Consider the following 25194-nt stretch of genomic DNA (forward strand, 5'->3'; position numbering starts at 1 on the left):
ATGTCATCAACGCCGCGTCCTCACGATTTAATCTGGTTGAATAATACCGCCGCGCTGGAGGCGATTGAGGAGCCCTGGGTCGCACAACACTGGCGTATTAGTCTGCCGGTGGTGGTACGACGCGACGTTGATGCCGACGCCCGCGTTCCGGTGGGCGTACGGGGCGTGAAGCGCGAACAGCGGGCCGCGGGCTGGGTACGGAGAGAAAATATCGTCCGTATCGTCAGCCCGGAAGCCCTCGCCGATCGCCAACGGCTTCTGCGCTCGCCGTTTGTCTCTCAGCCGCCGCTTCAGGCGGCGATATCACTGACCTTGCACCCCTGGTCGTGGCGCTGGGGCATTACCGGCGGTACCGGCTACGCGCTGGCCACCGAAATTCCCGTGCTGCACGCGGCCAGCGATCTCGATCTGCTGATCCGCGCGCCGCTGCCGCTTCCCCGCGAGGCGCTGCTCGCCTGGCAGTCCCGCGTCGCGCAGCTGCCGTGCCGGGCGGATACCCAGGTCGAAACGCCCGCCGGGGCATTTGCGCTAAACGAGTGGCTGCGCGATGGTCGCGTCCTGCTGAAAACGTCCCGCGGCGCGCGCCTGACCGCGGCACCCTGGAACAGGGAGGAAGCATGAAAATTCTCTTTACCTTTCCCGGTCAGGGAAACCAGCGGCCGGATATGCTGGCCGGCCTTCCCGACCGCCAGAATATTCTCGCCGAAGCGCGGACCGTGCTCGGCGAAGAAATAGACCATTTAGATAGCGCCGCAGCGTTAAAACACACGCGTTCGGTTCAGCTGTGCCTGCTGATCGCAGGCGTCGCCTGGGCGCGAGAACTGCGGCGTCATGGAGTGAATCCGGACATGGTTAGCGGCCTGTCGATTGGGGCTTTCCCGGCGGCGGTGATTGCCGATGCGCTGGCGTTTAGCGACGCTCTGCGGCTGGTGGCACTACGCGGCGATTTAATGGAGCAGGCTTATCCCCACGGCTACGGGCTCACCGCCATTATGGGCCTGACGCTCGACCGAGTGGAACAGCTGATTGCCGACAGCGACCTCTATATCGCCAACCTTAACGCTGAAACGCAGATTGTGATTGCCGGACGCGACGATGAGATGGCGCGCGTGGCCGGGCTGGCGCTGGCGGCTGGCGCCAGTAAAGCACAGCGGCTGACGGTCAGTGTCCCTTCGCACTGCGCGCTGTTGGATAAACCGGCGGCGGAGCTGGCAAAAGCATTCGCTGAAGTCACCCTCAGAAGACCGCGCTGCGCGTATCTGAGCGGCTCCACGGCGCGTGTGTTATGGGACCCGTTGCGAATAGCCGACGATCTGGCGCTGAATATGGCGCGAACCGTTCGCTGGCAGGAGGCGATGATTGCCGCTGATGAACGGGAGGCGCGGCTGGCGTTCGAGATGCCGCCCGGCGGCGTGCTGACCTGCCTCACCCGCCAGGCGGGCTGGCAGGGAGAGTGCATTTCGCTGGAGCGCAGCGGTATCGACGTCGCCCGTCACCTGGCGAACCGGCTTAACGGCTGAGGCTACGGGCGTACATCCGCCCTTCAGCAGCCAGCGCCAGCAGGTCGGCGTCGCGCTCGCGATGGTGCGAGTAGACAATGGAGATCAGCTGGCGCATCTGATACGGCTCCGCCAGCTTCAACAGCTGGACGTCGTTTTCATAAACCTTTTTCATGCGGCCCGGCAGCAGGGCAAAACCTACGCCCGCCTGCACCAGGCTAATCATCGAAAAGATATCATTGACCCGGGTGACGATTTCAGGCTCAAATCCGGCCACCTGAAAAGCGTCCTGAAATCCGGCATAGGTAGCGAAGCCTTCCGCCAGCGAAACGAACTTACGCCCGGCGTAATCGCGCAGTTCGGCGGGGGCGGTGGTATCGAGCTGCTCCGTCGCCGGAGCGGCGAGAAAGATATCATCCTCAAACAGCGGGACCACATCAAAAGCCGAATTATTGAATTCACCTTCATTGGTGGCGATCAGGATCGCATCGAGCGCGTCATCTTCGAGCATATCCAGCAGCATCTGATTGGAGCCCATGGTGAGATCCAGCTCCAGTTCCGGACGACGCAGCTTCATGCCCATAATAATGCGCGGCACGGTTTCCAGGGTCAGCGAGTACAGCGTACCGATACGCAGCCGCCCCTGCCCGACGCCGGCTACTTTGCGCGTCGCCTCCAGTCCGCGGGTCATCAGGCTCATCACGTCCTGGCAGTACTCCAGCAGCGTCCACGCCGCCGGCAGCGGCAACAAATTGCGCCCTTTATGAATAAACAGCGGGCAGCCAACGCCCTCTTCCAGGGTATGCAGCGCCCGGTGAACGCTGACGCCGCTCAGCTGCATAGCTTCAGCGGTTCTGGCGATATTGCCCTTAGCCATAAACATCATAAATACCGACAGCTTGCGGAAGGTGATGTCCTGATTAATGTCGTCTTTCATTGCCCTGCGCTCCGCATTTCTGTCTTCATCCGCATTTTCTTTCGTAATTTCAAGACAGTATAACCGCAATTAACCAATCAAGGATTAGCCGGAAGGGGGATATCAGCGCGAGGAGAGAGATAATGACAATGTATCGTTTTCGCCGGGACGGCGAAGAGAGGCCCGTAGGCCCGGTGAGGCATCAGCCGCCACCGGGCAATGTCAACGGCGCGGGCTTACAGCGCCATATCGTGCTGCGGTGAAGTCTCCGCCTTCGGCTCCGCCGGTTTGGCGGTCATCACCGGCGCGGTGGCGTTCATCTCAATCACCGGCGGTTTGGTCAACTGTAGCGTAGCCGCAGTGTCATCCCAAACCTGCTGGGTCAGCGCGACGTTGCCGTTCAGCTTCTGGCCGTAGCTCGGTACGATATCGTGAATACGGCGCTGCCATTCGGCCGAATTAAACTGCTCAGGGAACATCTGCTTAATTACGTTCAGGGTAATCGGCGCGGCGGTAGAAGCCCCCGGCGAAGCGCCCAGCAGCGCGGAGATGGTTTTCTGCTCGTCGACCACCACTTCGGTGCCCAGCTTCAGCACGCCGCCCTTCTCTGCGTCTTTTTTGATGATCTGTACGCGCTGACCGGCCTGAATCAGCTTCCAGTCCTCTTTACGCGCGCCTGGGTAATACTCTTTCAGCGCCGCAAAACGATCGTCGTCGCTCAGCATCACCTGGCTAATGAGATATTTCACCAGATCGAAGTTGTCCAGACCCACGTGGGTCATCGGCAGCACGTTATCAGTGGTGGTGGTGCTCAGCAGATCGAGGAACGAACCGTTTTTCAGGAATTTTGTCGAGAAGGTGGCGAATGGCCCAAACAGCACCACGCGCTTGCCGTCGAGGAAACGGGCATCAAGGTGCGGGACCGACATCGGCGGCGCGCCCACCGAGGCCTGACCGTAAACTTTCTGCTGGTGCGCTTTGGTCACCGCCGGGTTTTCAGTCATCAGGAAGGAGCCGCCTACCGGGAAACCGGCGTAATTATCCGCTTCCGGAATACCGGTTTTTTGCAGTAATTTCAGCGCGCCGCCGCCGGCGCCGATAAATACGTATTTCGCATCGATCGCCTGCTCCTCGCCGCTATTCACATTTTTAATCGTTACGTGCCAGGAATTATCGGCGTTGCGTTTAAAATCGGTAACTTCTGAAGACGTTTGCAGCGTGAAGTTGTTATTTTTCTTCAGGCTACCGATCAGCTGGCGAGTTATTTCCCCATAGTTAACGTCGGTACCCACCGGAGTCCAGGTCGCCGCAACGCGCTGCTGCGGATCGCGCCCTTCCATCACCAGCGGCGCCCACTCTTTTATTTGCGCGTGGTCGGTAGAGAATTTCATCCCCTGGAATAACGTAGTCTGCTGCAGCGCGGCGTAGCGTTTTTGCAGATAATCGACGTTATCTCCCCAGACGAAACTCATGTGCGGGGTGGAGTTAATAAAGGAGTGCGGATCGTGCAAAATGCCGCGTTTAACCTGCGCCGTCCAGAACTGGCGGGAGATCATAAACTGTTCGTTAATATCCAGCGCTTTGCTGACGTCGATGGTGCCGTCCGGGCGTTCCGGCGTATAGTTCAGTTCCATATTCGCCGAGTGTCCGGTACCGGCGTTGTTCCAGCCGTTAGAGGACTCCAGCGCGACGCCATCCAGCTTCTCAACCATGACCTGCTTCCAGTCCGGCTGGAGTTCATGCAGCCAGGTCCCCAGCGACGCGCTCATAATGCCGCCGCCAATCAGCAGGAAATCGGTTTTTTTCGAGGTATCGTCATTTGCGAAAGTCGCCGTACTGACGAACATCGCTAATGCGGTCATAGATATAATCGTATTTTTAATTGCAGGCATAATAGAAATATCACATAGCACAAGTGTAATAAGAGCGGGCATATTAACGCACTTTTACTTTATTTTAAAATATCATTTACACTTTCGCACACATAGCTAATTACTATTTACCTGGTTTTTTAACTTAAAAAAGTAAAAATAACGCCAGCATGGAGAATAGGGAAAGCAATAGTGATTTACCCGTGCAGGAATAAAAAAATAAAAGGATAAAAGGTGGGGAATAACGCCAGCGCTGTAGACGAATTAAATTTATCACCCGGCGCGAATACGCGCCGGGTACGTTCATTCAGGCTACCGTATGGGCCGCGCGCAGCGCAATCCGCAGATGGTCGTTGTGCTCTGCCAGCAGCTCGCGCGCCTGCCAGGCATCCAGCCCGCTGAGTAACATGAATATCGCCGTCCGGCAGTGCTGATTGCAGCTGGCCAGCGCGGCTTTGGCCTCGCTGCGCGAACACGCCGTCGCCGCCATCACGATGGCTATCTGCCGCTCGGCCTCGTGCGGGGTGCTGGCCTGCAGATCGACCCGCAGGTTTTGATATACCCTTCCCGCGCGAATCGCCAGCCCGGTGGTCAGCATGTTAAGGATCTGCCGCTGCGCGATTTGCGCTTTCGGATTACCAAAGCCCGCCACCGCCTCCGGTCCGGTTTGCGGGGCGATGATGATATCCGCCAGCTGCGCGGCTTCGCTCGTGGCCTGCTGCGTCACAACCGCAATCGGCGCGCCCAGCGACCAGGCATGGCGCATCGCTCCCCAGACCCACGGCGTTTTACCGCTGACCGTCAGCGCCAGCAGCATATCCTGGTTGCTGAACTGCAGCGCCTGAAGTTCAAAAGCCCCAAGGTCGTAGTTATTCGCCGCGGCGTCCTGCTCCTGCCGCGTGGCGGTCGGCCCGCCGGCGCTAAGCCCGACCAGCGAGTGTTTTCCTTCCGGGGTAAATTCACTCACCGCCTGCACGGCGGCATGGCCCGATGCCCCGGCCCCCACAATTATCAGCCGCCCTCCCCGACTGAGCGTCGCCGTCGCGTTATCAATCAGGCGCGCGATAGCCGGCAGACAGACCTCAATGGCATCGGCAATCTGCTTATCATCCTTGTGCAGCAGCGTCAGCATATCGAGGGTAGCAAGACTATCAATATGGGTGGTTTCAGGGTGGCGTCGTTCCATCATTGAAGCGGTTGGCTTACTGCTCATAAAAACCTCCATTTAAATGCGAAAGAACCTTCCGGGACGAAAGCGCAGGCCTGAGGCAAACCCTTTCATTGACCATGGCTATTAATGGCAGTGTAAAGCTTAAGCGACGCGCGTTACCGCCACCGGAGTCACAGTTTTCGCTCCCCTGAAGCCATTCAGCTGCCGATTGGTCGTTATCCAACCACAGGCGCGACGAGGTTAAGCTAAGACGTCAAGGGTGAATTAGCGCAGGGTCAGCCCGCCATCAACGGCGTACTGGCCTCCGCTGACGAATGACGCCGCATCGGAAAGCAGAAACAGCGCCACTTCAGCCGCTTCAGCCGCCGTCCCCTGACGGTGAAGCGCCAGGCGGCTGACAACCGAGGCTTCAAACTCCCGGCGCACCTCATCGCGCATAAAATGACGAAAATCGGTATCGATCGGACCGGGAACCAGGGCGTTAACGCGAATATTTTTTTCGCCTAACGCCGATGCCCAGCAGCGGGTTAATGAAATCAGCGCCCCTTTTGTCGCCGAATAGAGGCTCGCCGCCGCGGCCCCCTCATAAGCGGAGGTGGATGCCGTCACCACCACCGAGGCCCCTGGATTAAGCTTCCCGGCGAGCGCCGCCATCTGGAGAACCGGCCCGCGCACGTTGGTCGCCATCATTTGGTCAAAGGCCGCGGCATCAATCTGCGATAGCTCTCCAACGGCGGCATATCCGGCATTGAGCCACAGACCATCAAGCCCGCCGGAGGCGTGAATTTCCTCGGCCAGCGCCTCGCCGGTCAGGGGATCGCTGGCATCGTTGTCGATGACCCTGGCCCGATCCGAGAGCTGCCCGCGTAGCAGCGCCAGCCGTCGGGGATCGCGTCCGGTAGCAATCACCCAACCGCCTTCGCTATCGATACGCTTTGCTCCGGCAAGCCCAATCCCGCTGGTCGCACCGGTGATAAGAACTCTTTTTGCGCTAAATCTCGCCATCGTCGTTTCCCCTGTCCGTTAAATGATATTCATCAGGATGGTAACCAGCGGGAGACTGTTTGATAATATGCCTATTATCAACAAGACTGTTTGGGGAAATCGCCATAATGCGCGGAAGTGATTTTGCGGAATTAAGAGCCTTCGCGATGGTCGTTGAGCAAGGCAGTTTTACCCGGGCGGCGGCGCATCTCGGCGTCACGACCTCCACCTTAAGCGCAACCATCCGTCGTCTCGAGGAGCGCATCGGCGTACGTTTATTACACCGGACCACGCGCAGCGTCGCGCCGAGCGAGGCCGGCAAGCGCATGATGCAGCGGCTGGCCCCTGCGCTGGCGGCTCTCCAGGATGCGGTGACCGATGCCCAGACGGCCAGCGCGCCTGCGGGCCGCCTGCGTCTCAATGTTTCGCGCATCGCCGCGATTCATTATCTGGCGCCGCTGCTGGGCGGCTTTATGCAGCGCTACCCCAAAATTGAGCTGGATATCGTCACTGATGACGCTTTGGTCGATATCGTTTCGGCAGGTTTTGATGCCGGAATTCGTCTCGGTGAAAAGCTCCATCAGGATATGGTTGCCGTCAGGCTGAGCGGCGACCTCGAAATGAAAGTCGTCGCCTCGCCGCGCTACCTGGCGCAGGCGCCGCAGCTCCATAAACCGCAGGATTTGCTGCAGCATCCTTGCCTGACCTATCGTAGGCCAAGCGATGCCAGCGTGTATCGCTGGGAGTTTCAGCGCGACGGCGAAAGCTGCGAGATTGTGGTCAAAGGACCCATCATTGTCGATGAGCCGGCCATGCTGACGCCGTTAGCCCTCAAGGGCACAGGTATTGCCTATCAATTTGCCCATCAGGTCGATCCCTGGCTTGAGACAGGCCAGCTAGTTCAGCTATTGAAAGAGTGGACCCCGGCCTTCCCCGGTTTTTACGTTTACTACCCCAGCCGTAAGCAAATGGCATCGCCGCTGCGGGCATTTATCGACTATCTGCTGGCTGTCGGCGGCAGATAGCGACCGCCAGACTGGCTGTCAGGCTGATTTTGCTTTTATTACACGGCTTTATGAAAGCTGCTCGTTCAGCGATAATACTGTCTAAACGTTTTGTCCAGGGGTGGGTATGAATGAATTCGCGCAGCCGGCGTCGCCCGCGCGCAAACGCGCAATGAGTATGAAGCTGAGCACCGCCGTGACCTTAATGATCGGCAGCGTGATCGGTTCAGTACTGATTCTGGTCTATGCCCTGTGGTTTATGCAGATTAGCGGCGCCACCCGCGACGGCGTGAAAGATACGGCGCTGGCGGTGGCGCGGACGCTGGCCGACACCCCGGAAGTCAAGCGTGGCCTGACGCTGCCGCCGGAGAGCGGTATTATCCAGCCGCTGGCGCAGGCCGTCGCCAGACGCAACGGCCTGCTGTTTGCCGTCGTCACCAATATGGACGGTATTCGCTACTCGCATCCCAATAGCCAGATTATCGGCAAACCCTTCATCGGCGATGACATCCGGCCCACGCTGGCGGGCAAGGAGAACGTCGCTGTCAACCACGGCGTGCTGGCTCCGGCGCTGCGGGTATTCACCCCAGTATTTGACGATAACCGTCGGCAAATCGGCGTGGTGGCGATTGGCATTTCGCTAAGCAAAGTGGATACGCAGATCGCCGCCAGCCGCTGGGACGTGATCCTGACCGTGCTGTTCAGCGCGGTTGTATGTGCCGTCGGCACCTGGAGCCTGGTTCGCGGCCTGAAGCGTGTTTTGCTGGGCCTTGAGCCGCAGGAGATCTCGACGCAGTTCCAGCAGCGACAGGCGATGCTGCATTCTTTAAAAGAGGGCGTGGTGGCGGTGGACGCCGACGGCCAGGTGACGCTGATTAACCCCGCCGCGCGGGATATCCTGTTCAGCGGCCCCGATAGCGACATCGCGCAAACGCCGCTGCTGGCGGATTTGCAGGAGGTTCTGCAAACCGGCGAGCCGATTTACGATCGCGAGCTGGGGTGCAACGGTCTGCTGCTGATCAGCAACACGGTCCCCGTTCGCGACGAGGATGACGTGGTCGGCGCAATTAGCACTTTTCGTGACAAAACCGAAGTCAGCCAGCTACTGCAGCGGCTCGACGGGATGGTGAACTATGTCGATGCCCTGCGCACTACGTCGCATGAATTTATGAATAAGCTGCACGTGATTCTCGGCCTGTTGAACATGAAAAGCTACGACAAGCTGGAGGAGTACGTGCTGCAGACCGCCCACACCTATCAGGCGGATATCGGCGAAATCCAGCACCGAATTAAATCACCGGTGGTGGCCGGCTTTTTGATCGGCAAAATTCAGCGCGCTAAAGAGCGGGGGTTTACCCTCACCCTCGCCGAAGAGAGCCTGGTACCCGACTGCCCGAATGAAAAACAGATTACCGTGCTGGTTACGGTGCTGGGCAATTTAATCGAGAACGCGCTGGATGCCATGAGCGGCCAGGCCGAAGGCGAAGTCGGCCTGCTGCTGCACTACCAGAACGGCTGGTTAAGCGGCGAAGTCAGCGATGATGGTCCCGGTATCCCGGAAGCGTTTATCGATGATATTTTTAATAAGGGCTTCTCGACTAAAGGCGAAAACCGCGGCGTCGGGCTGTTTCTCGCCAGCCAGCAGCTTCGCGAACTTGGCGGGTCGCTGGCCGTGGAATCCGAACCCGGCGTGTTTACCCAATTTTTCGTTCATCTCCCGTGGGACAGTAAAAGGAAAAGTGCGTGATAAATGTATTAATTGTTGACGATGATGCCATGGTTGCCGAACTGAACCGCCTGTACGTGGGGCGAGTCAGCGGCTTCCGCTGCAGCGGCACCGCGTCGACGCTGAGTAAAGCCAGGGAGATGGTTAACGACAAGGATCTGGAGATCGATCTGGTGCTGCTGGATGTCTACATGCAGCAGGATAGCGGCCTCGATCTGCTGCCCGCCATACGCGCGTCCGGGCGGGCTATCGACGTGATAATGATTACCTCTGCCGCCGACGCCGCGACGGTTCAGGCCTCAATGCGCTACGGCGTGGTGGACTATCTGATCAAACCCTTCCAGTTTCCACGGTTTGAAGAGGCGCTCACCGCCTGGCGCGAAAAGCGTAAGCTGATGACCGGTCAACCCTATTATGAACAAGCGGACGTCGACCGGTTGCTCCACGGCGGCGTGCCGGAAGCCGCCGATTCGCGCAAGTTACCAAAAGGCCTGACGCCGCAGACGCTGCGTACCCTCTGTCAGTGGATTGATGCCCATCCGGATGTGGAGTTCTCCACCGACGAGCTGGCGGCAGCGGTAAATATATCTCGGGTTTCGTGCCGTAAGTACCTGATTTGGCTGGCACAAATTAACATTCTTTATACCAGCATTCACTATGGCGCCACCGGCCGCCCGGTGTACCGCTACCATTTGATAGCCGAGCAGTACGGCCTGCTTAAGCAGTACAGCCAGTAAGCCGGTAGCCATTATCCAACAGTTGGAAGCGGAAACGGCGCTGTGAAGAGAGGATAACGTCGCGGTTTTTGGTGACGAAAATCGCTTCGATATCCTCGCGCTGGCGCAGCGCAGCGCAGCCCTTCTCTACGCCGAGGCCGTAAATCAGGGTGGTCCAGATATCGCCGTCCAGCGAGTCGGCGGAAATAATGGTTACGCTTTCCAGCTCGTTATCCAGCGGATAGCCGCTGCGCGGGTCGAGAATATGGTGCCAGCGTTTGCCATCCTGCTCGAAATAGCGTTCGTAAATGCCCGAGGTCACCACCGACTGCCCCGCCACCGCAATGCTGCCAATCAGCGCATCCGCCGCTGAGTAAGGTTTTTTCAACCCGATAGACCATTCGCCCAGCGTGTGGACATTGCCGCCGAGATTAATCAGCGCGGCGTTTATGCCTTGCTGCTGCAAATAGTCGCGCACCCGGTCAGCGATATAGCCTTTCGCGATGGCCCCAAGGTCAATCTCCATTCCCGCGCGGGCAAGATAGACGCTGCCGACGGCGTCATCGAGGATCACATCCTGCGGACGCGTTAACGTCAGGCGAGCGGCAATGTCCTGCGCAGCGGGCACGCTCTGGCCTTGAAAACCGATGCGCCAGAGCTTCACCAGCGGACCGATCGCCAGGTTAAACGCGCTGTCGCGCACCATGCTGGCGGCTTTGGCGCATTTAATCAGCGCGTAAACCGGACGGCTTACCGTCACCGGATGCCGCCCGGCGGCCTGGTTGATATCCATCACCTGGGAGTACGCGCGGTTCACGGTGAAAAGATCTTCATAGCCCTTAATCCGTTGAAAAACACGTGAGGCGAGCGGTTCATCGTGAACGTAGAGTTTGAGGAGAATGGGCGAACCCATCAGCACGGCGGAGTAGCTGTAGACGCGGTTGTCGGACATATCGCCCTCCTCAGAGAGATAAGAAGCCGGGCCGTATGTTTGCCAGCCCGGCGGGGGTCGCTAACGCTTAACCTCTGGCGCGTTTCGCGGCCTGATGGCCCGCGAGGGTCCCAAAGATAATGATATCGGCCACCGCGTTACCGCCGATGCGGTTACCACCGTGAATGCCGCCAACCACTTCGCCTGCGGCAAAAGCGCCCGCAATCACCTGATGACCGGCATTCAGCACCGCGGTATCGGTATTAACGGTCACGCCGCCCATGGTGTGGTGAACCCCCGGCGCGATACGAATCGCATGGTAAGGGCCTTCATTTATCGGCGCGCGCAGCGCGGTGGTACGGCCAAAGTCATCATCATGCTGTTTTTCAACAAAGCCGTTGTAGCGCTCCAGGGTATTGAGAAAAGCATGGTAATCCATCCCCAGTTTCTCCGCCAGCTGGCGCGGCGAGCTGGCGCTGGTGACGAAACCTTTAGCGATGTACTCATCGGCGGCTTTGTTTTTCGCCCGGACGTGCTCGTCGAAGACGATATAAGCGAAGTGCTCCGGCAGCGCGATAATCGCGGCGGAGACCTTATCGCGGGTTTCCATTTCGTTGAAGAAGCGGCTACCCTGCGGGTTCACCAGAATCGCCCCGCCGCCGCGAATCGATTCGGAAATCAGATACGAGGTTTGCTGCTCGACGGTCGGGTGGATCTGGATTTCGCCCATATCCACGGTGCCCGCGCCGATGCGTTCAAGCAGCGCGATACCGCCGCCGGTGGCCCCTTTATGGTTGGTGGTCACAAAACCCGCCAGATCCGGGCGGTATTTCACCACCATGGCGCTGTTGGCGCTGAAGCCGCCGGTGGCCACCACGATGCTCTTCGTCTGTACCACAACCGATTCGTTTTCATCGGTGAGCAGGCGCACGCCGCTGACCTCATCGCCGCTCATCAGGATCTCTTCCACCGACGTATCCAGCAGCACATCGATACCGCGTTTGGTGATATTACGCACCAGGCCGCTGATCAGGTAGCCGCCGACCGCCGACCCGTCGCGCGGACGGTGGGTACGGTCGATGCTCATCCCGCCGGTGGTAGTGATATCGTTAAGCATAATGCCGCGACGCGCCAGCCACTCAATGGCTTCCGGCGCGTTCTCTACGAAGCGGCGCAGCAGCTGCGGGTCGTTTTTATTTTTGCCGCCTTTCAGCGTTTCCTGGTAGAACAACTCTTTGCTGTCCTCGATGCCTTTTACGCGCTGGAAGCGGGTTTCTGCGGCGTTCATTCCGGCAGAGGCTTTGATGGTGTTGCCGCCGATGGTCGGCATTTTTTCAACGATCAGAACGCTCGCGCCTTCATCGTGCGCCTGAATCGCGGCCGCCAGACCGGCTCCGCCGCTGCCGACCACAACCACATCGTAGCTTTTCGGCGCCGCATCGCCCGCGCCCTCTTCGGCGGCCAGCGCTTTACTGGACTTCAGCATTGCTTTGGACACCGCTTTTTTTACCGCTTCGCTCTGGCTGGTTGCGCCGGAAATCGCATCCACGTGCGGGGTGTTAGCGCTGAGAATACGTTCACGGATCTCTTCAAAGCTGGTGGTGAACTCGACGGTCTGCACCGGGCTTGCCGCCAGGGCGATATCGGCGATACGGTCATTTTCCAGGCTGACGTTGATAACCAGCTCGTTGGCGTCGTCCTGAACGGTTTCGACGAACATCCCCGGTTTGAATTTGGCGTCGCCCATGCTCATATCGCGGATCATCGCCTCCACCAGCGAGAAGCGCCATAGCGGTTCCGGGATGTTCAGCGCTTCGCGCTGGGTGCTGTCAATAAACAGCTCCAGCTCTTCGCCGGCGGCAATGCGCGCCGTCCAGTCAGGATACGCGATACAGGCGCGACCGACCGCCATCAGGTCGTAGCCGTGATCCAGCCCCTGCTCGGCATCAGCCGCATTAACCACGCCGCCCACGCCCATCACCGGCACCTGCGCCAGGGTTTCAGAGCGCATGGCGCAGTATTTTTCAATCAACGGGGTGGGATCGCTGGTATCAACGATAGAGGGGCGCAGCGTGGCGCCAACCGAGAAGTGGAGATAGTCCACGCCGCGGGCGGCCAGTTTTTCCAGCAGGTACATGGTGTCAGCAAAACGGATGCCGGGGACTTCCATCTCTTCCGGGGAGAAGCGGTAGCCGATAATAAAGGCGTCGTCGGCGTACTGGCGGGCCATTTTGTGGGTGATGTCGAGCACCGCCAGCGGGAATCTGGCGCGATTATCGCGGCTGCCGCCCCACTCGTCGTCGCGCTGGTTAGAGTTTGGCGAATAAAACTGCTGGATCAGATAGGTGTTCGCGCCGTGAATCTCGACGCCGTCGAAACCGGCCTGAATGGCGCGGCGTACACCTTCGCCAAACTTCGCGATCATGCCCTCGACTTCAGCCCCGCTCAGCGCGCGAGGCGTGGCTGCGCCTTCGCGGGGCGCGGCAATCGCACTCGGGGCCACCGGCTGGCGTCCGCCGATAAGCTGCGGGTCGACCATCCTGCCACCGTGGTAGATCTGCAGAATCGCTTTTGAGCCTTCGGCCTTGATCGCCGCGGCGATTTTCGCCAGACCGGCCACTTTCTCGTCATTATCGATACCGATAGCGCCGGGGAACGCCAGACCGTAATCATCGATAAAGCAGCATTCAACGATAATAGCGCCGATGCTGCCGGCGCGAGCGCGGTAGTACTCCACCAGTTCACTGGTCACGGTACCGTCAAAATAACCGGTGCAGGTGGTCATCGGCGCCATTAACAGGCGGTTTTTTAGCTCGGTGCCGTTCGGTAAAGTAAAAGGGTTTAAAATTCGTTGGTTACTGGTCATCATGACGCTCCAGATTTTAAATATTGAAAATTCAGAATTGGGTGACGGAATTATTTTTACTTGTATTTGGTAATCCCTTAAGTCATGCCCATAATATAGCGCTATTTTTAGTTACCAAAGTAATTACGTTAGTTAAAAAACTATTTAATACCAGCAATAACATCACTACCTCCTTTGTATTATTAATTAAAAATATTTTATTCACACAACAGAGATAAATGATAACAAACTGGAAACCATTGTTAACATATGCAACCTTAAAAATAACCGGAAAAACCTTATTATTCATATAAATAAATTAAAATTGCATTATAAAAACCAATTAAAATTTAACATTAAGCTATATTTTACACAAATTAACACCTCACTAAACAGGGTTATCTGAAATAATAAAAAAGTATCTGACAACCCGCTTTTCTTGATCTCAATCAATTGCAACGGCGCATGAAAGCGCAATATATAAATAACCAAGCATTTTAATTTAGCGCTCAACAAAACGCGTTAAATAACGGTCACCGGAATATCCAAAAACGGCCATTAATAATTAAAGAAACTTTCGAAACTAAAGAAACCGAACGATTAACCGGTGACAAAACCTTATTTTTAACTACTTGCAGATACTCATTATGAAAGAGAAAAAGACAACCATACCGCCTGCCGGTGCAGCAAAAAATGCTGCTTATAAACGTCTGCTGATGATGGCGATGCCCATTATCGTTGCCGTCTTACTCTTATTCGTTCCGGTGCCCGAAGGGCTCCCCCCTTACGCCTGGCATTACTTTGCCATTTTCGTCGGCGTGATCGTCGGTCTGATCTTCGAACCACTGCCCGGCGCGGTGATTGGTATTACCGGCGTCGTGGTCATCGCCCTGTGCAGCCAGTGGCTACTCTTTAGCCCTGAACAGCTGGCCGCGCCGAACTTTAAGCTTGCCGGCGCCTCCTTTAAATGGGCGGTGAGTGGTTTCGGTAACTCCACCGTGTGGCTTATCTTCGGTGCTTTCATGTTTGCCGCCGGCTACGATAAAACCCAGTTTGGCCGCCGTCTGGCGCTGATTCTGGTGAAATATCTCGGCCGCCGCAGCCTGACGCTGGGCTACGCCATCACCTTCGCCGACCTGCTGCTGGCGCCGTTCACGCCGTCCAATACCGCGCGCAGCGGCGGGACCATCTACCCGATTATCGCTAACCTGCCGCCGCTTTACGGCTCTAAACCTAACGACCCGAGCGCGCGCCGCATCGGCTCCTACCTGATGTGGGTGGCGATCACCGCCGCTTGCATCACCAGTTCGATGTTTCTCTCCGCGCTCGCGCCGAACCTGCTGGCGCTGGCGCTGGTGAAAAGCATCGTCGGCATTAATATCTCCTGGGGCACCTGGTTTATCGCCTTCCTGCCGCTGGGTATCCTGTTGATTCTGACGATGCCGCTGCTGGCCTACTGGTTCTACCCGCCGGAAGTGAAAATCAACGATGAAGTGCCGCTGTGGGCCGCCCGCGAGCTGGAAAAACTGGGCCGCCTGTCGCGCAATGAAATCCTGCTGCTGGTCTTCGTCTGCTTCGCTCTGATGATGTGGATCTTCGCCGCCGAATGGATTGAACCAGCGCTGGCCGCCCTGTTGGTTATCGTCCTGATGCTGTGGACCGGCGTGCTCTCGTGGAATGATATCACCAGCAACAAAGCGGCATGGAACACCTTTGCCTGGTTCGCCACCCTGGTTGCACTGGCCGACGGCCTCTCCTCCACCGGTTTTATCGCCTGGCTGGGTAAAGAGGGCGGCGCGCTGATGAGCGGCATCTCCCCGGGCGTCGCGACCGTCGTCCTGCTGCTGGCGTTCTACCTGCTGCACTATCTGTTTGCCAGCACCACCGCGCACACCACCGCGCTGCTGCCGGCGATGCTGACTATCGCCTCCACCATTCCGGGGATGAATATGCAGGTGTTCGTGCTGCTGATGGTGACCTCCCTCGGCGTGATGGGGATCATCACCCCGTACGGTACCGGCCCCAGCCCAATTTACTACGGCAGCGGCTATCTGCCGACCAAAGACTACTGGCGTCTCGGCACCATTTTCGGCGCCATCTTCCTGGCCGCCCTGCTGCTGATTGGCTATCCGTGGATGTCCATGATGTTCTGATTCATAACCGTCGGGCGTTAAACCCCGGCGGTTTTACTCTTAGGGAGCAAAACAATGTCAACTAAACCGTTTGTCTATCAGGAAGCGTTTCCGCTAGCAAAAGATAAGACTGAATACTATCTGCTGAGCAAAGAGCATGTCTCCGTGGCCGAATTCGAAGGCCAGGAGATCCTCAAAGTAGCCCCTCAGGCCCTCACCCTTCTGGCTCAACAGGCTTTCCACGATGCGGCGTTTATGCTGCGCGTGTCCCACCAAAAACAGGTCGCGCAGATCCTTCTCGACCCTGAAGCCAGCGATAACGATAAGTACGTGGCGCTGCAGTTCCTGCGTAACTCTGAAATCGCCGCCAAAGGCGTGCTGCCGACCTGCCAGGATACCGGCACGGCGATTATTATGGGTAAGAAAGGCCAGCGCGTGTGGACCGGCGGCGGCGACGAAGCGGCCCTCGCCCGCGGCGTCTATAACACCTATACCGAGGATAACCTGCGCTATTCGCAGAACGCTGCGCTGGATATGTACAAAGAGGTTAATACCGGGACTAACCTCCCCGCGCAGATCGACCTCTACAGCGTCGACGGCGATGAATATAAATTCCTCTGTATGGCCAAGGGCGGCGGCTCGGCTAACAAAACCTATCTGTATCAGGAAACCAAAGCGTTAATCACTCCGGCGAAGCTGAAAGACTATCTCGTTGAAAAAATGCGTACCCTCGGCACCGCCGCCTGCCCGCCGTACCATATTGCCTTTGTGATTGGCGGTACCTCGGCAGAAGCGACGTTAAAAACGGTTAAGCTGGCCTCTACCCACTACTACGACGAACTACCGACCGAAGGCAACGAGCACGGTCAGGCCTTCCGCGATATTCAGCTGGAGCAGGCGCTGCAGCTTGAGGCGCAAAACCTCGGTCTCGGGGCGCAGTTCGGCGGCAAATACTTCGCGCACGATATTCGCGTCATCCGCCTGCCGCGCCACGGCGCGTCGTGCCCGGTGGGCATGGGCGTCTCCTGCTCGGCGGATCGCAATATCAAAGCCAAAATCAACCGCCACGGTATCTGGATTGAGAAACTGGAGAGCAACCCGGGTCAGTATATTCCCGAACATTTGCGCCAGCAGGGTGAAGGCAAGGTCGTCAGCATCGATCTTAATCAGCCGATGAGCGAGATTCTGACCCAGCTTTCCGCCCACCCGGTCTCGACGCGTCTGACGCTCAACGGCACTATTATTGTGGCCCGCGATATCGCCCACGCGAAGCTGAAAGAGCTTATCGATAACGGTGAAGAACTGCCGCAGTACGTCAAAGATCACCCGATCTACTACGCGGGTCCGGCGAAAACCCCGGAAGGCTATGCGTCCGGCTCCCTTGGCCCCACCACCGCTGGCCGCATGGACTCTTACGTCGATTTGCTGCAATCCCACGGCGCAAGCATGGTGATGCTGGCCAAAGGCAACCGCAGCCAGCAGGTCACCGACGCCTGCCATAAGCACGGCGGTTTTTACCTCGGCAGCATCGGCGGCCCGGCAGCGGTGCTGGCGCAGCAGAGTATCAAGAGCCTGGAGTGTGTGGCCTATCCTGAACTGGGGATGGAAGCTATCTGGAAAATCGAAGTGGAAAACTTCCCGGCGTTTATTCTGGTGGATGACAAAGGCAATGACTTCTTCCAGCAGATCCAGAATAAACAGTGCGCAGGCTGTTCGCAGCAAAGAGGATGATATTACCCGCCACCAGGGGCGGGTAACTGTCGCAGGCCGTCGCATGACGGCCTGCGAGGAGCGACAAACCTGCCGGGTGGCGGCTAAACGGCATCCATCTCGTCAAATACCTGCTGTGCCAGATGCATCGTGGCGTTGGCGGCGGGCAGGCCGCAGTAGAGCGCGGAGTGCATAATCAGCTCTTTCAGCTCATCGCGGGTAACCCCGTTGTTAAACGCCGCCCGCAGGTGCATTTTCAGCTCAGCTTCGCGGTTCAGGGCGATCAGCATGGCGATAGTGATCATGCTGCGGGTATGGTGATCGAGCCCCGGCCGGGTCCAGGTCTCTCCCCAGGCGTAGCGGGTAATGAAATCCTGAAATGATTCGTTAAGCGGCGTCAGCTTTTCAAGCGTCTTATCGACATGAGCATCGCCGAGCACCTTGCGCCGTACCTCCATTCCCCGCTGATAACGCTGCTTATCGTCCATGCTTTCCTCCCTGAATAAAACCCAGCAGCGCCGAGCTGAACGCTTTCGGCGCTTCGATATTCGATAAATGCGATGCCGCCAACACGACCACTTCGGAGACCGGGATCTGCTGATGCAGGAAGTCGGCATCCTTCACCATTGTGACAGGGTCACTTTCTCCGGCGACGATCAGCACCGGAATCGGGATCTGCACGACTTCTGCGCGCAGATCGGCGGCAGCCAGCGCTTCGCAGCAGGCCGCATAGCCTTCAGCATCAATATGGGTCAACTGGTGACAGAGCGCTTCCACCACTTCCGGCGTCTTCTGGCGAAAGGCGTGGCTAAACCAGCGATCTGCGGCGCCTGCGGCGACCACTTCCATCCCTTCCTGACGCACAGCGCGGGCGCGTGACAGCCAGCCCGCCTGATCGCCAATCCGCGCCGCGGTGTTGGCGACGACCAGGCCGTGAAAGCGTTCCGGCGCAAAGCGCCCCAGCCACAGGCCGGTCAGCCCGCCCATAGAAATCCCGCAGAACCAGGCTTTAGCGATATTAAGATGATCGAGCAGCGCAATCACATCTTCGCCGAGCTGCGCCAGCGTCACTTTACCGTTTTTACGGGTGGCGCCATGGCCGTGGGTATCGTAGCGCAGGACGCGAAAATGCTGCGTTAACGCCTCAAGCTGCGGCTGCCACATCGCCCGGGTGGTGCCCAGCGAGTTAGAGAGAACGATGACCGGCGCGTCTTGCGGCCCGTCTATCTGATAATCAACATTCATGACGTTGCTCCTTATAGCGCGCCACAACCTGGCGCACGAAGAGTGCTGAGCTGCCGGTCGCCGTGGTCGGATCCAGCAGTTGGGTTAAACGGCTGGCGGAGAGATGCTCGCTGACCAGCGGATCGGTTTCCAGCACGCTCAACAGCGAACGTGACGCATCCAGCGCCTGGCGACACAGCGCCTCAACCCGGTGATGAGCCTCGGCTTTGCCGACAAACTCTGCCAGTGCCAGGGTGACGGCTTCGGCCATAATCAGGGCATGGGTGATATCGAGGTCGGCGCGCATCTTAGACGGGAAGACCTGCATATCGCGCACCAGCGCTTCGCTCTGCGCCAGCGCGCCGCCGACGAGAGTTATCAGCTCCGGCAGCGTTTCCCATTCCGCCTGCCAGCCGCCCAGCGCCCGCTCGTGTTGCTGAATCTGCCCGGCATAGAGCGTTGCCACCAGTCCTGGCGTACGCTGAGCGGCGGTCAAAATAGCGGCGCAGGAGATGGGATTGCGTTTATGCGGCATGGTGGATGAGCCGCCGCGCCCTTCAGCGACCGGCTCCGCCACTTCCGCCACTTCGGTTTGCATCAGCAGCGAAAAATCATTGGCGAATTTACCCAGCGTGCCGCAGACGCCCGCGTACCACGCCCCCACCTCCAGCAGCCGGTCGCGCTGGCTATGCCAGGGCGTGTCCGGCAGCTGCAGGTCGAGGGTTTTCGCCAGCGCGACGGCGACCTGCGGCGCATGGGTTTTAAGGGAGTCCAGGGTGCCCGCCGCGCCGCCAAACTGCAGCGCCAGCACCCGTGAACGCATTTCCCGCAAGCGCGTCTGCCAGCGCAGCAGCGCATCCAGCGTCCCGGCGAGCTTAAGGCCAAAGGTCACCGGTAGCGCGTGCTGCATCCAGGTCCGGCCCGGCATCACCGTATCCTGATATCGCTGTGCCTGGCTGGCCAACGCATCGAGCAGTTGCTGCAGCAGGGACTCCGTTTCCGCCAGCGCGCCGCGCAGCTGCAGGATAAAGCCGGTGTCGATAGCATCCTGGCTGGTCGCCCCCCAGTGCACGTAGCGCCCCGCCGCTTCATCCCGTTGTTTAACCCGCGCGGTCAGCTGTTTGACCAGCGGGATCGCCAGATTTCCGGCGCTGGCGGCGGCCTGCCCCAGCGCGGCAAAGTCGATGTTTTCGTGCCGGCAACTCTCGATAATGGTATTAAGCGCCGCCTGCGGCACAAGGCCGCATTCGACCTGGGCGCGCGCCAGCGCGGCTTCAAAATCCAGCATCCCCTGCACCCGCTGCGCATCGCTGAACCAGGCGGTCAGCGGACTGGTGCGCATCATCGGGGTCAACAAACTCATTATGGCTCCTTAAACGCGTTCAATAATCAGCGCGATCCCCTGACCGACGCCGATACACATGGTGCACAGCGCATAGCGCCCGCCGGTACGGCGCAGCTGATACGCCGCGGTCATTGCCAGACGACCGCCGGAAGCCCCCAGCGGGTGCCCGAGGGCAATCGCGCCGCCGTTAGGGTTGACGTGCGCCGCATCGTCGGGCAGGCCCAGATCGCGGGTGACCGCCAGCGCCTGAGCAGCAAAAGCCTCATTCAGTTCAATGACGTCCATCTGCCCAAGCGTCAGGCCGGTTTGCGCCAGCACCTTACGTACCGCCGGCGCCGGGCCAAATCCCATAATACGCGGCGCCACTCCTGCCGTCGCCACGCCCACCACACGGGCCAGCGGGCGTAAATCATTGGCGGCCAGCGCCTGCTCGCTGGCGAGCAGCAGCGCGCAGGCGCCGTCGTTAACGCCGGAGGCGTTACCCGCCGTCACCGTACCGTCGGGACGAACCACGCCGCGAAGCCTGGCCAGCGCCTCCGCCGTGGTGCTGCGCGGGTGCTCATCGCGGCTAAAGAGCAGCGGTTCGCCCTTGCGCTGCGGCACCGAGACGGCGATCAGCTCGTCGGCAAAACGCCCCGCCTCCTGCGCCGCCGCCGTACGTAGCTGGCTACGCAGCGCAAACGCATCCTGATCTGCCCGCGAAACGGCGAAATCGTCCGCCACGTTTTCCGCCGTTTCCGGCATCGAATCCACGCCGTACAGCGCTTTCATCTGCGGGTTAATGAAGCGCCAGCCGATGGTGGTATCTTCCATCCGCATCGTGCGGCTAAAGGCGCTTTCGGCCTTGCCCATCACAAACGGCGCCCGCGACATGCTTTCTACGCCGCCGGCAATCATGAGCTGAGTTTCGCCGCTTTTAATCGCACGCGCTGCGATGCCGATCGCATCAAGGCTCGAACCGCACAGGCGGTTAACGGTACTGCCCGGTACGCTTTCCGGCAGCCCGGCCAGCAGCAGCGCCATGCGCGCGACGTTGCGGTTATCTTCTCCCGCCTGGTTGGCGCAGCCGTAAATCACATCATCAATACGCGCCGGATCGAGACCCGGGTTGCGTTCCAGCAGCGCCTTCAGCGGCAGCGCCGCCAGATCGTCGGCGCGCAGGGTGGCCAGAGTACCGCCAAAGCGGCCGAACGGCGTCCGCACCGCATCACAGATAAATGCCTGATTCATCATAGGTTCCTTACGCGCTTTCCGCCAGTTGTGCAAAAGTCAGCGCCACCGGAGTGATACGCTGCAGTTCCTCAAAAGAGAGGCCGTTGAAGATTTCCCGCACCACCGGACCGCTTTCGCTGATATCGATAACCGCCAGGTCAGTGTAAATCCGGCTGACGCAGCCGACGCCGGTCAGCGGGTAGGTACAGTGCTCAACCAGCTTGCATTCACCGTCGCGGGTCAGGTGATCCATCATCACGAAGACCTGACGAGCGCCAATGGCCAGATCCATCGCCCCGCCGACGGCCGGAATCGCGTCGGGCGCGCCCGTGCTCCAGTTCGCCAGATCGCCGCTGGCGGAAACCTGATAGGCGCCGAGCACGCAGATATCGAGATGGCCGCCGCGCATCATGGCGAAGGAGTCGCCGTGGTGGAAATAGCAGCCGCCCTGCAGCAGAGTCACATACTCTTTTCCGGCGTTAATCAGCTCCGGGTCCTCTTCGCCAGGCCGCGGCTTTGGCCCCATTCCCAGCAGGCCGTTTTCGCTGTGCAGGAAGATTTCTTTATCGGCAGGAAGGTAGTTGGCGATACGGGTGGGTAAGCCGATCCCCAGGTTGACGTAAGCGCCTTCGGGAATATCGCGGGCTACGCGCTGGGCCATTTCATCGCGAGTCAGTTTTTGCATTACGGGTTCCTCAGGCGCTTTTAGCGGCAGTCAGGTTTTCCAGGGAGTAGACGCGCTGAACAAAAATTCCCGGGGTAATGATGCTTTCCGGGTCGAGCTCGCCGAGGGGCACCAGCTGCGAAACTTCCACAATGGTGGTTTTGGCGGCGGTCGCCATAATCGGACCGAAATTGCGCGCCGCTTTGCGATACACCAGGTTTCCCCAGCGGTCGCCCTGGTGGGCTTTGATCAACGCGAAGTCAGCCTTGATGGGATATTCGAGAACGTAATGACGACCATCAATCTCGCGGGTCTCTTTCCCCTCCGCCAGCGGCGTGCCGTAGCCGGTGGGGGTAAATACCGCGCCGAGGCCCGCACCTGCCGCCTGGATACGCGCGGCGAGGTTGCCCTGCGGGACCAGCTCCAGCTCAACTTTGCCGCGACGATAAAGATCGTCGAAAATCTGCGAGTCGACCTGACGCGGGAACGAGCAGATCATTTTGCGCACCCGACCGGCCTTCAGCAGCGCCGCCAGGCCGACTTCGCCGTTGCCCGCATTGTTGTTGATAATGGTTAAATCGCGGGCCCCCTGTTCTATCAGAGCATCTATCAGGTACGTCGGCTGCCCGGCGGGGCCAAAACCGCCAATCATTATGGTCGCTCCGTCGTGGATCCCAGCGATGGCATCACGTAGCGTCGACACGCTTTTATCAATCATCAGGTCGCTCCTGTATGTGCGGTAATCGCACCTTTATTCGTTGTTCGCACAAAATGTGACCCGCTTAACGATGTCGGTCAAGGGCGATAATCGAAATATGGTGCGATAATCGAACATCGTGTATGTTTAGCGAAAGAATGTGATCGGCGGCAAATATGGAGAAGAGAATGGAGAAACATCCAGACGATTTACTAACGGGCGATAGCGACCCGTTTAAGGGCGATCCGAACTTTATGGCTTCGCTGGCGCGCGGGCTGGAGGTGATCCAGGCGTTTACGCCGCAGCGCCCGCTGCTCTCTATTTCGCAAATCAGCCAGAAGACCGGCATTCCGCGCGCGGCGGTGCGTCGCTGCCTGTATACGCTGAGCAAACTGGGCTTTGTGTACGCCGAAGATGGTAAAAATTTCCAGCTGCGGCCTAAAATTCTGGCGCTGGGCCACGCCTGGCTGGCCTCCACGCCGCTGGCGCGCTCGGCGCAGCCGGTGCTGAAGCATTTAAGCGAAATGCTCAATGAGTCTTGCTCAATCGCCACTCTCGACGGCGACGATATTCTTTATATCGCTCGCGCATCCAGCTCGCGCATTATGACCATCGATCTCGATATCGGTAGCCGTCTGCCCGCCTGGGCGACCTCGATGGGGCGCGTACTACTGAGCTTTCAGCCGGAGGAGAAGCTGAACGATATGCTGGGCCGGGTCACCATGATTCGCTATACCCCGCAAACCGTCGATTCCGTCGCCAAGCTGCGCGCCGAGCTTAAACGCGTCCATCAGCAGGGGTACGCGCTTAACGATCAGGAGCTGGAGATGGGGCTGCGCTCGCTGGCGGTGCCGCTGTTTAACCCCCAGGGGCAGATTCAGGCGGCGCTTAACGTCGGCGTGCACGCCGGGCAGGTTTCCGCGCAAGAGATGCTTACGCGGGTGTTACCCGAGCTACAAAAAGCAGCCCGGGAACTGACGCTGCTGATGCGCTAGCGGCTATGTTTAGCGTGGCGCTCCCAGTTTTCCTGCTTAGCCTCCGTCGATTTACGCAACGCCACGTAGCAGGCGCCGCTGCCTCCGTGGTGCGGTAACGCCGCGCAGAACGCCTGGACTTCCGGGAGCTCCACCAGCCAGCGCGCCAGGTAGCTGCGAATAATATTGGCGTGGGCGTTATCGTCGCGCCCTTTGCCGTGAACGATCAGCACATTTCGCAGCCCTTCCTTCTGCGCCTGAACCACAAAGGCAAACAGCATTTGTCGGCATTTTTCGACCGGCTGGCGCAGCAGATTGAGGCTTGCCTGCTGGCCGTACTTGCCGCGGCGGAGCTTCTCCAGCACGCCGCTTTGCAGGCCTTCGCGCTTGAATTCCAGGGTGGTTGCCAGCGGCACGATATCGAGATAACCGGTGGTCAGGAAATTATCAAGCTGCAGGGTGTCAACCCGCTGCACGGGGCGGGTCTTACGCTCGGGATGCCAGTGAACATCGTTATGACGTTTCAGAGGCTGAACGTCCTCCATGGCGCCAAGAAATAGGGATTTGTCGTCAAGGTTCATGCGCGTTCCTCCAGCTACTACCGGGTTGTTACTATAGCCGCCTCGCGGCGCCTCCTCAACGCGTTTAACCACCCCTGCTCGATTATGGAAACAGTTGTCGACTCTGACGACGAAACAGCGTGATTAATGATGCGGTTAAGGGCGTCTGCCGCGTATCGCGGCGCTGAATCAGAAAATAGGTGGCTTTAGGTAACGCTTCACGGATGGGGATCATCACCAGCTTATCCGCCATCATCGGGTCGTTGCCAAGTTCGACCGGCAGAATACTGAGAAAATCGCTTTTCACCACCAGGCTAATGCACGAAGAGAAGGTCTCGCAAACAATATCCACCTTTGGCGCCAGCCCGGCCTGGTTAAACATCTCCTGCAGCTGTTTGAAGTAGCTACCGCGCGGCGTCGGCATCGTCCAGTGGCGATCGAGCAACGCCGTCAGTGAAGTGGCTTTTGCCGCCGGGTGACCGGCGCGGGCGAACACCGCGAAGGGTTTCTCAAATAGCTTTTCAAAACTGAATTCATGATCGTACGGGCCGGGATAGTAAGTATTGATGGTGAAATCCAGCTCACCCTGGCGCAGTTCATTAATCATCGCCAGCAGTTGTCCTTCCATAATCCGCACCTTCACCAGCGGATGCTGCTGATGAAAGCGGCAAATAACCGACGGCATCAGCGAACGCGCTACGCTGGCGCCAAGGCCAATATTAATCTGCCCGGCCTGCTCGCCCTGACGTTGCAGCAGTTCATCCTGCGCCACCCGCAGCTCTTCGAGGATCAGGCTCGCATGTTGATAAAAGCTTTCGCCATTTTCGGTCAGCGCCACCCCCTGGCTACGGCGCACAAACAGCTGCGCGGAGAGCCCCTCTTCCAGCTCTTTAATCGCTTTGGTCAACGCCGGCTGCGAAATCGCCAACGCCCGGCTGGCGCCGCGAATACTTCCTTCGCGCGCGACCTCAACGAAGGCGCGAATGTGGTGAAATTTAATCTGAAATGACATG

General features: G+C 58.7%; 22 protein-coding genes. 8 read left to right on the forward strand and 14 right to left on the reverse strand.

Annotation, left to right across the window (positions count from 1 at the left end):
- Together KCG39_RS06370 and mdcH are read left to right on the forward strand one after the other, a co-directional pair.
- The gene (locus tag KCG39_RS06370; protein WP_004119673.1) at positions 1-621 is read left to right on the forward strand and encodes a malonate decarboxylase holo-ACP synthase; all 621 of its coding nucleotides are present in this window, start codon (positions 1-3) and stop codon (positions 619-621) included.
- A complete protein-coding gene (gene mdcH / locus KCG39_RS06375; RefSeq protein WP_211811572.1) occupies positions 618-1520 on the forward strand; it encodes a malonate decarboxylase subunit epsilon in 903 nt (300 codons plus the stop codon). Before KCG39_RS06370 ends, mdcH begins: the two co-directional genes overlap by 4 nt.
- Here mdcH and KCG39_RS06380 read toward each other — a convergent pair.
- From KCG39_RS06380 to KCG39_RS06395, 4 genes are all read right to left on the reverse strand, one after another.
- Positions 1510-2436, reverse strand: coding sequence for a LysR family transcriptional regulator (locus KCG39_RS06380; protein WP_004119671.1), 927 nt, complete (start codon positions 2434-2436; stop codon positions 1510-1512). The genes mdcH and KCG39_RS06380 overlap by 11 nt on opposite strands.
- Positions 2437-2651: 215 nt before the next feature.
- Complete coding sequence (gene mqo, locus KCG39_RS06385) at positions 2652-4262, reverse strand: malate dehydrogenase (quinone) (protein ID WP_232391418.1); 1611 nt, start codon at positions 4260-4262, stop codon at positions 2652-2654.
- 331 nt (positions 4263-4593) lie between these two features.
- Complete coding sequence (locus KCG39_RS06390) at positions 4594-5499, reverse strand: N-acetylmuramic acid 6-phosphate etherase (protein ID WP_112164881.1); 906 nt, start codon at positions 5497-5499, stop codon at positions 4594-4596.
- Positions 5500-5721: 222 nt separating this feature from the next.
- The gene (locus KCG39_RS06395; RefSeq protein ID WP_004119667.1) at positions 5722-6462 is read right to left on the reverse strand and encodes an SDR family oxidoreductase; all 741 of its coding nucleotides are present in this window, start codon (positions 6460-6462) and stop codon (positions 5722-5724) included.
- Between the two features lie 107 nt (positions 6463-6569).
- Here KCG39_RS06395 and KCG39_RS06400 point away from each other — a divergent pair, with 107 nt between their 5' ends.
- The 3 genes from KCG39_RS06400 (at position 6570) to dcuR (ending at position 9908) form a co-directional block, all read left to right on the forward strand.
- Positions 6570-7466 carry a LysR family transcriptional regulator gene (locus KCG39_RS06400; protein ID WP_142468136.1) on the forward strand — a complete coding sequence of 299 codons (897 nt, stop codon included), beginning with the start codon at positions 6570-6572 and terminating at the stop codon, positions 7464-7466.
- Positions 7467-7572: 106 nt separating this feature from the next.
- The gene (locus KCG39_RS06405) at positions 7573-9192 is read left to right on the forward strand and encodes a sensor histidine kinase (RefSeq protein WP_142468137.1); all 1620 of its coding nucleotides are present in this window, start codon (positions 7573-7575) and stop codon (positions 9190-9192) included.
- Entirely contained in the window at positions 9189-9908 is a 720-nt protein-coding gene (dcuR, locus tag KCG39_RS06410; RefSeq protein ID WP_004119659.1) for a two-component system response regulator DcuR, read from the forward strand. Before KCG39_RS06405 ends, dcuR begins: the two co-directional genes overlap by 4 nt.
- On the opposite strand, the gene KCG39_RS06415 is transcribed toward dcuR, so the two are convergent.
- Positions 9889-10839, reverse strand: a complete 951-nt coding sequence (locus tag KCG39_RS06415; protein ID WP_142445645.1) for an FAD:protein FMN transferase — start codon at positions 10837-10839, stop codon at positions 9889-9891. The two genes, dcuR and KCG39_RS06415, sit on opposite strands and share 20 nt — an antisense overlap.
- Before the next feature lie 67 nt (positions 10840-10906).
- On the reverse strand, positions 10907-13684 hold the full coding sequence (locus KCG39_RS06420; RefSeq protein WP_142446703.1) for a flavocytochrome c: 2778 nt from the start codon (positions 13682-13684) through the stop codon (positions 10907-10909).
- A gap of 626 nt (positions 13685-14310) precedes the next feature.
- Between KCG39_RS06420 and KCG39_RS06425 the strand changes: the two genes are divergently transcribed.
- Positions 14311-15816, forward strand: a complete 1506-nt coding sequence (locus tag KCG39_RS06425; protein WP_004119654.1) for an anion permease — start codon at positions 14311-14313, stop codon at positions 15814-15816.
- Positions 15817-15870: 54 nt separating this feature from the next.
- Positions 15871-17526: a class I fumarate hydratase FumA gene (gene fumA, locus KCG39_RS06430; RefSeq protein ID WP_004119653.1), complete on the forward strand. Its 1656-nt coding sequence runs from the start codon at positions 15871-15873 to the stop codon at positions 17524-17526.
- Between the two features lie 83 nt (positions 17527-17609).
- Here fumA and pcaC read toward each other — a convergent pair whose 3' ends face one another.
- Genes pcaC through KCG39_RS06460 form a run of 6 tightly spaced genes read right to left on the reverse strand, consistent with a single transcriptional unit; the run spans position 17610 to position 22668 of the window.
- On the reverse strand, positions 17610-17993 hold the full coding sequence (gene pcaC, locus KCG39_RS06435; RefSeq protein ID WP_004119652.1) for a 4-carboxymuconolactone decarboxylase: 384 nt from the start codon (positions 17991-17993) through the stop codon (positions 17610-17612).
- A complete protein-coding gene (gene pcaD / locus KCG39_RS06440; protein ID WP_142468138.1) occupies positions 17983-18750 on the reverse strand; it encodes a 3-oxoadipate enol-lactonase in 768 nt (255 codons plus the stop codon). The genes pcaC and pcaD overlap by 11 nt, the downstream gene beginning before the upstream one ends.
- Positions 18740-20092 (reverse strand): 3-carboxy-cis,cis-muconate cycloisomerase, encoded by a 1353-nt coding sequence (locus KCG39_RS06445; protein WP_142468139.1) that lies wholly within the window; start codon positions 20090-20092, stop codon positions 18740-18742. The genes pcaD and KCG39_RS06445 overlap by 11 nt, the downstream gene beginning before the upstream one ends.
- 9 nt (positions 20093-20101) lie before the next feature.
- A complete protein-coding gene (gene pcaF / locus KCG39_RS06450; RefSeq protein ID WP_142468205.1) occupies positions 20102-21304 on the reverse strand; it encodes a 3-oxoadipyl-CoA thiolase in 1203 nt (400 codons plus the stop codon).
- Positions 21305-21314: 10 nt separating this feature from the next.
- Positions 21315-21971, reverse strand: a complete 657-nt coding sequence (locus KCG39_RS06455; RefSeq protein ID WP_004119648.1) for a 3-oxoacid CoA-transferase subunit B — start codon at positions 21969-21971, stop codon at positions 21315-21317.
- A gap of 10 nt (positions 21972-21981) precedes the next feature.
- Complete coding sequence (locus KCG39_RS06460) at positions 21982-22668, reverse strand: 3-oxoacid CoA-transferase subunit A (RefSeq protein WP_087828187.1); 687 nt, start codon at positions 22666-22668, stop codon at positions 21982-21984.
- Positions 22669-22835: 167 nt separating this feature from the next.
- Here KCG39_RS06460 and KCG39_RS06465 point away from each other — a divergent pair, with 167 nt between their 5' ends.
- The gene (locus tag KCG39_RS06465) at positions 22836-23642 is read left to right on the forward strand and encodes an IclR family transcriptional regulator domain-containing protein (RefSeq protein WP_004119646.1); all 807 of its coding nucleotides are present in this window, start codon (positions 22836-22838) and stop codon (positions 23640-23642) included.
- Here the strand turns inward: KCG39_RS06465 and smrA are convergent.
- Both smrA and KCG39_RS06475 read right to left on the reverse strand, forming a co-directional pair.
- A complete protein-coding gene (gene smrA / locus KCG39_RS06470) occupies positions 23639-24202 on the reverse strand; it encodes a DNA endonuclease SmrA (protein WP_004119645.1) in 564 nt (187 codons plus the stop codon). The genes KCG39_RS06465 and smrA overlap by 4 nt on opposite strands.
- Positions 24203-24284: 82 nt before the next feature.
- Positions 24285-25193, reverse strand: a complete 909-nt coding sequence (locus KCG39_RS06475) for a LysR family transcriptional regulator (protein WP_004119644.1) — start codon at positions 25191-25193, stop codon at positions 24285-24287.
- Position 25194 lies beyond the last annotated feature (1 nt).

It is taken from the genome of Klebsiella pasteurii, assembly GCF_018139045.1.
In the GTDB taxonomy this organism is placed as follows: Bacteria; Pseudomonadota; Gammaproteobacteria; order Enterobacterales; family Enterobacteriaceae; genus Klebsiella; species Klebsiella grimontii.

Bases quoted from the DNA above. Each gene is read 5' to 3' on its own strand.
- KCG39_RS06370 (WP_004119673.1), top strand. From the start codon at position 1: ATGTCATCAACGCCGCGTCCTCACGATTTAATCTGGTTGAATAATACC.
- mdcH (WP_211811572.1), top strand. From the start codon at position 618: ATGAAAATTCTCTTTACCTTTCCCGGTCAGGGAAACCAGCGGCCGGAT.
- KCG39_RS06380 (WP_004119671.1), bottom strand. From the start codon at position 2,436: ATGAAAGACGACATTAATCAGGACATCACCTTCCGCAAGCTGTCGGTA.
- mqo (WP_232391418.1), bottom strand. From the start codon at position 4,262: ATGTTCGTCAGTACGGCGACTTTCGCAAATGACGATACCTCGAAAAAA.
- KCG39_RS06390 (WP_112164881.1), bottom strand. From the start codon at position 5,499: ATGAGCAGTAAGCCAACCGCTTCAATGATGGAACGACGCCACCCTGAA.
- KCG39_RS06395 (WP_004119667.1), bottom strand. From the start codon at position 6,462: ATGGCGAGATTTAGCGCAAAAAGAGTTCTTATCACCGGTGCGACCAGC.
- KCG39_RS06400 (WP_142468136.1), top strand. From the start codon at position 6,570: ATGCGCGGAAGTGATTTTGCGGAATTAAGAGCCTTCGCGATGGTCGTT.
- KCG39_RS06405 (WP_142468137.1), top strand. From the start codon at position 7,573: ATGAATGAATTCGCGCAGCCGGCGTCGCCCGCGCGCAAACGCGCAATG.
- KCG39_RS06415 (WP_142445645.1), bottom strand. From the start codon at position 10,839: ATGTCCGACAACCGCGTCTACAGCTACTCCGCCGTGCTGATGGGTTCG.
- KCG39_RS06420 (WP_142446703.1), bottom strand. From the start codon at position 13,684: ATGACCAGTAACCAACGAATTTTAAACCCTTTTACTTTACCGAACGGC.
- KCG39_RS06425 (WP_004119654.1), top strand. From the start codon at position 14,311: ATGAAAGAGAAAAAGACAACCATACCGCCTGCCGGTGCAGCAAAAAAT.
- fumA (WP_004119653.1), top strand. From the start codon at position 15,871: ATGTCAACTAAACCGTTTGTCTATCAGGAAGCGTTTCCGCTAGCAAAA.
- pcaC (WP_004119652.1), bottom strand. From the start codon at position 17,993: ATGGACGATAAGCAGCGTTATCAGCGGGGAATGGAGGTACGGCGCAAG.
- pcaD (WP_142468138.1), bottom strand. From the start codon at position 18,750: ATGAATGTTGATTATCAGATAGACGGGCCGCAAGACGCGCCGGTCATC.
- KCG39_RS06445 (WP_142468139.1), bottom strand. From the start codon at position 20,092: ATGAGTTTGTTGACCCCGATGATGCGCACCAGTCCGCTGACCGCCTGG.
- pcaF (WP_142468205.1), bottom strand. From the start codon at position 21,304: ATGAATCAGGCATTTATCTGTGATGCGGTGCGGACGCCGTTCGGCCGC.
- KCG39_RS06455 (WP_004119648.1), bottom strand. From the start codon at position 21,971: ATGCAAAAACTGACTCGCGATGAAATGGCCCAGCGCGTAGCCCGCGAT.
- KCG39_RS06460 (WP_087828187.1), bottom strand. From the start codon at position 22,668: ATGATTGATAAAAGCGTGTCGACGCTACGTGATGCCATCGCTGGGATC.
- KCG39_RS06465 (WP_004119646.1), top strand. From the start codon at position 22,836: ATGGAGAAACATCCAGACGATTTACTAACGGGCGATAGCGACCCGTTT.
- smrA (WP_004119645.1), bottom strand. From the start codon at position 24,202: ATGAACCTTGACGACAAATCCCTATTTCTTGGCGCCATGGAGGACGTT.
- KCG39_RS06475 (WP_004119644.1), bottom strand. From the start codon at position 25,193: ATGTCATTTCAGATTAAATTTCACCACATTCGCGCCTTCGTTGAGGTC.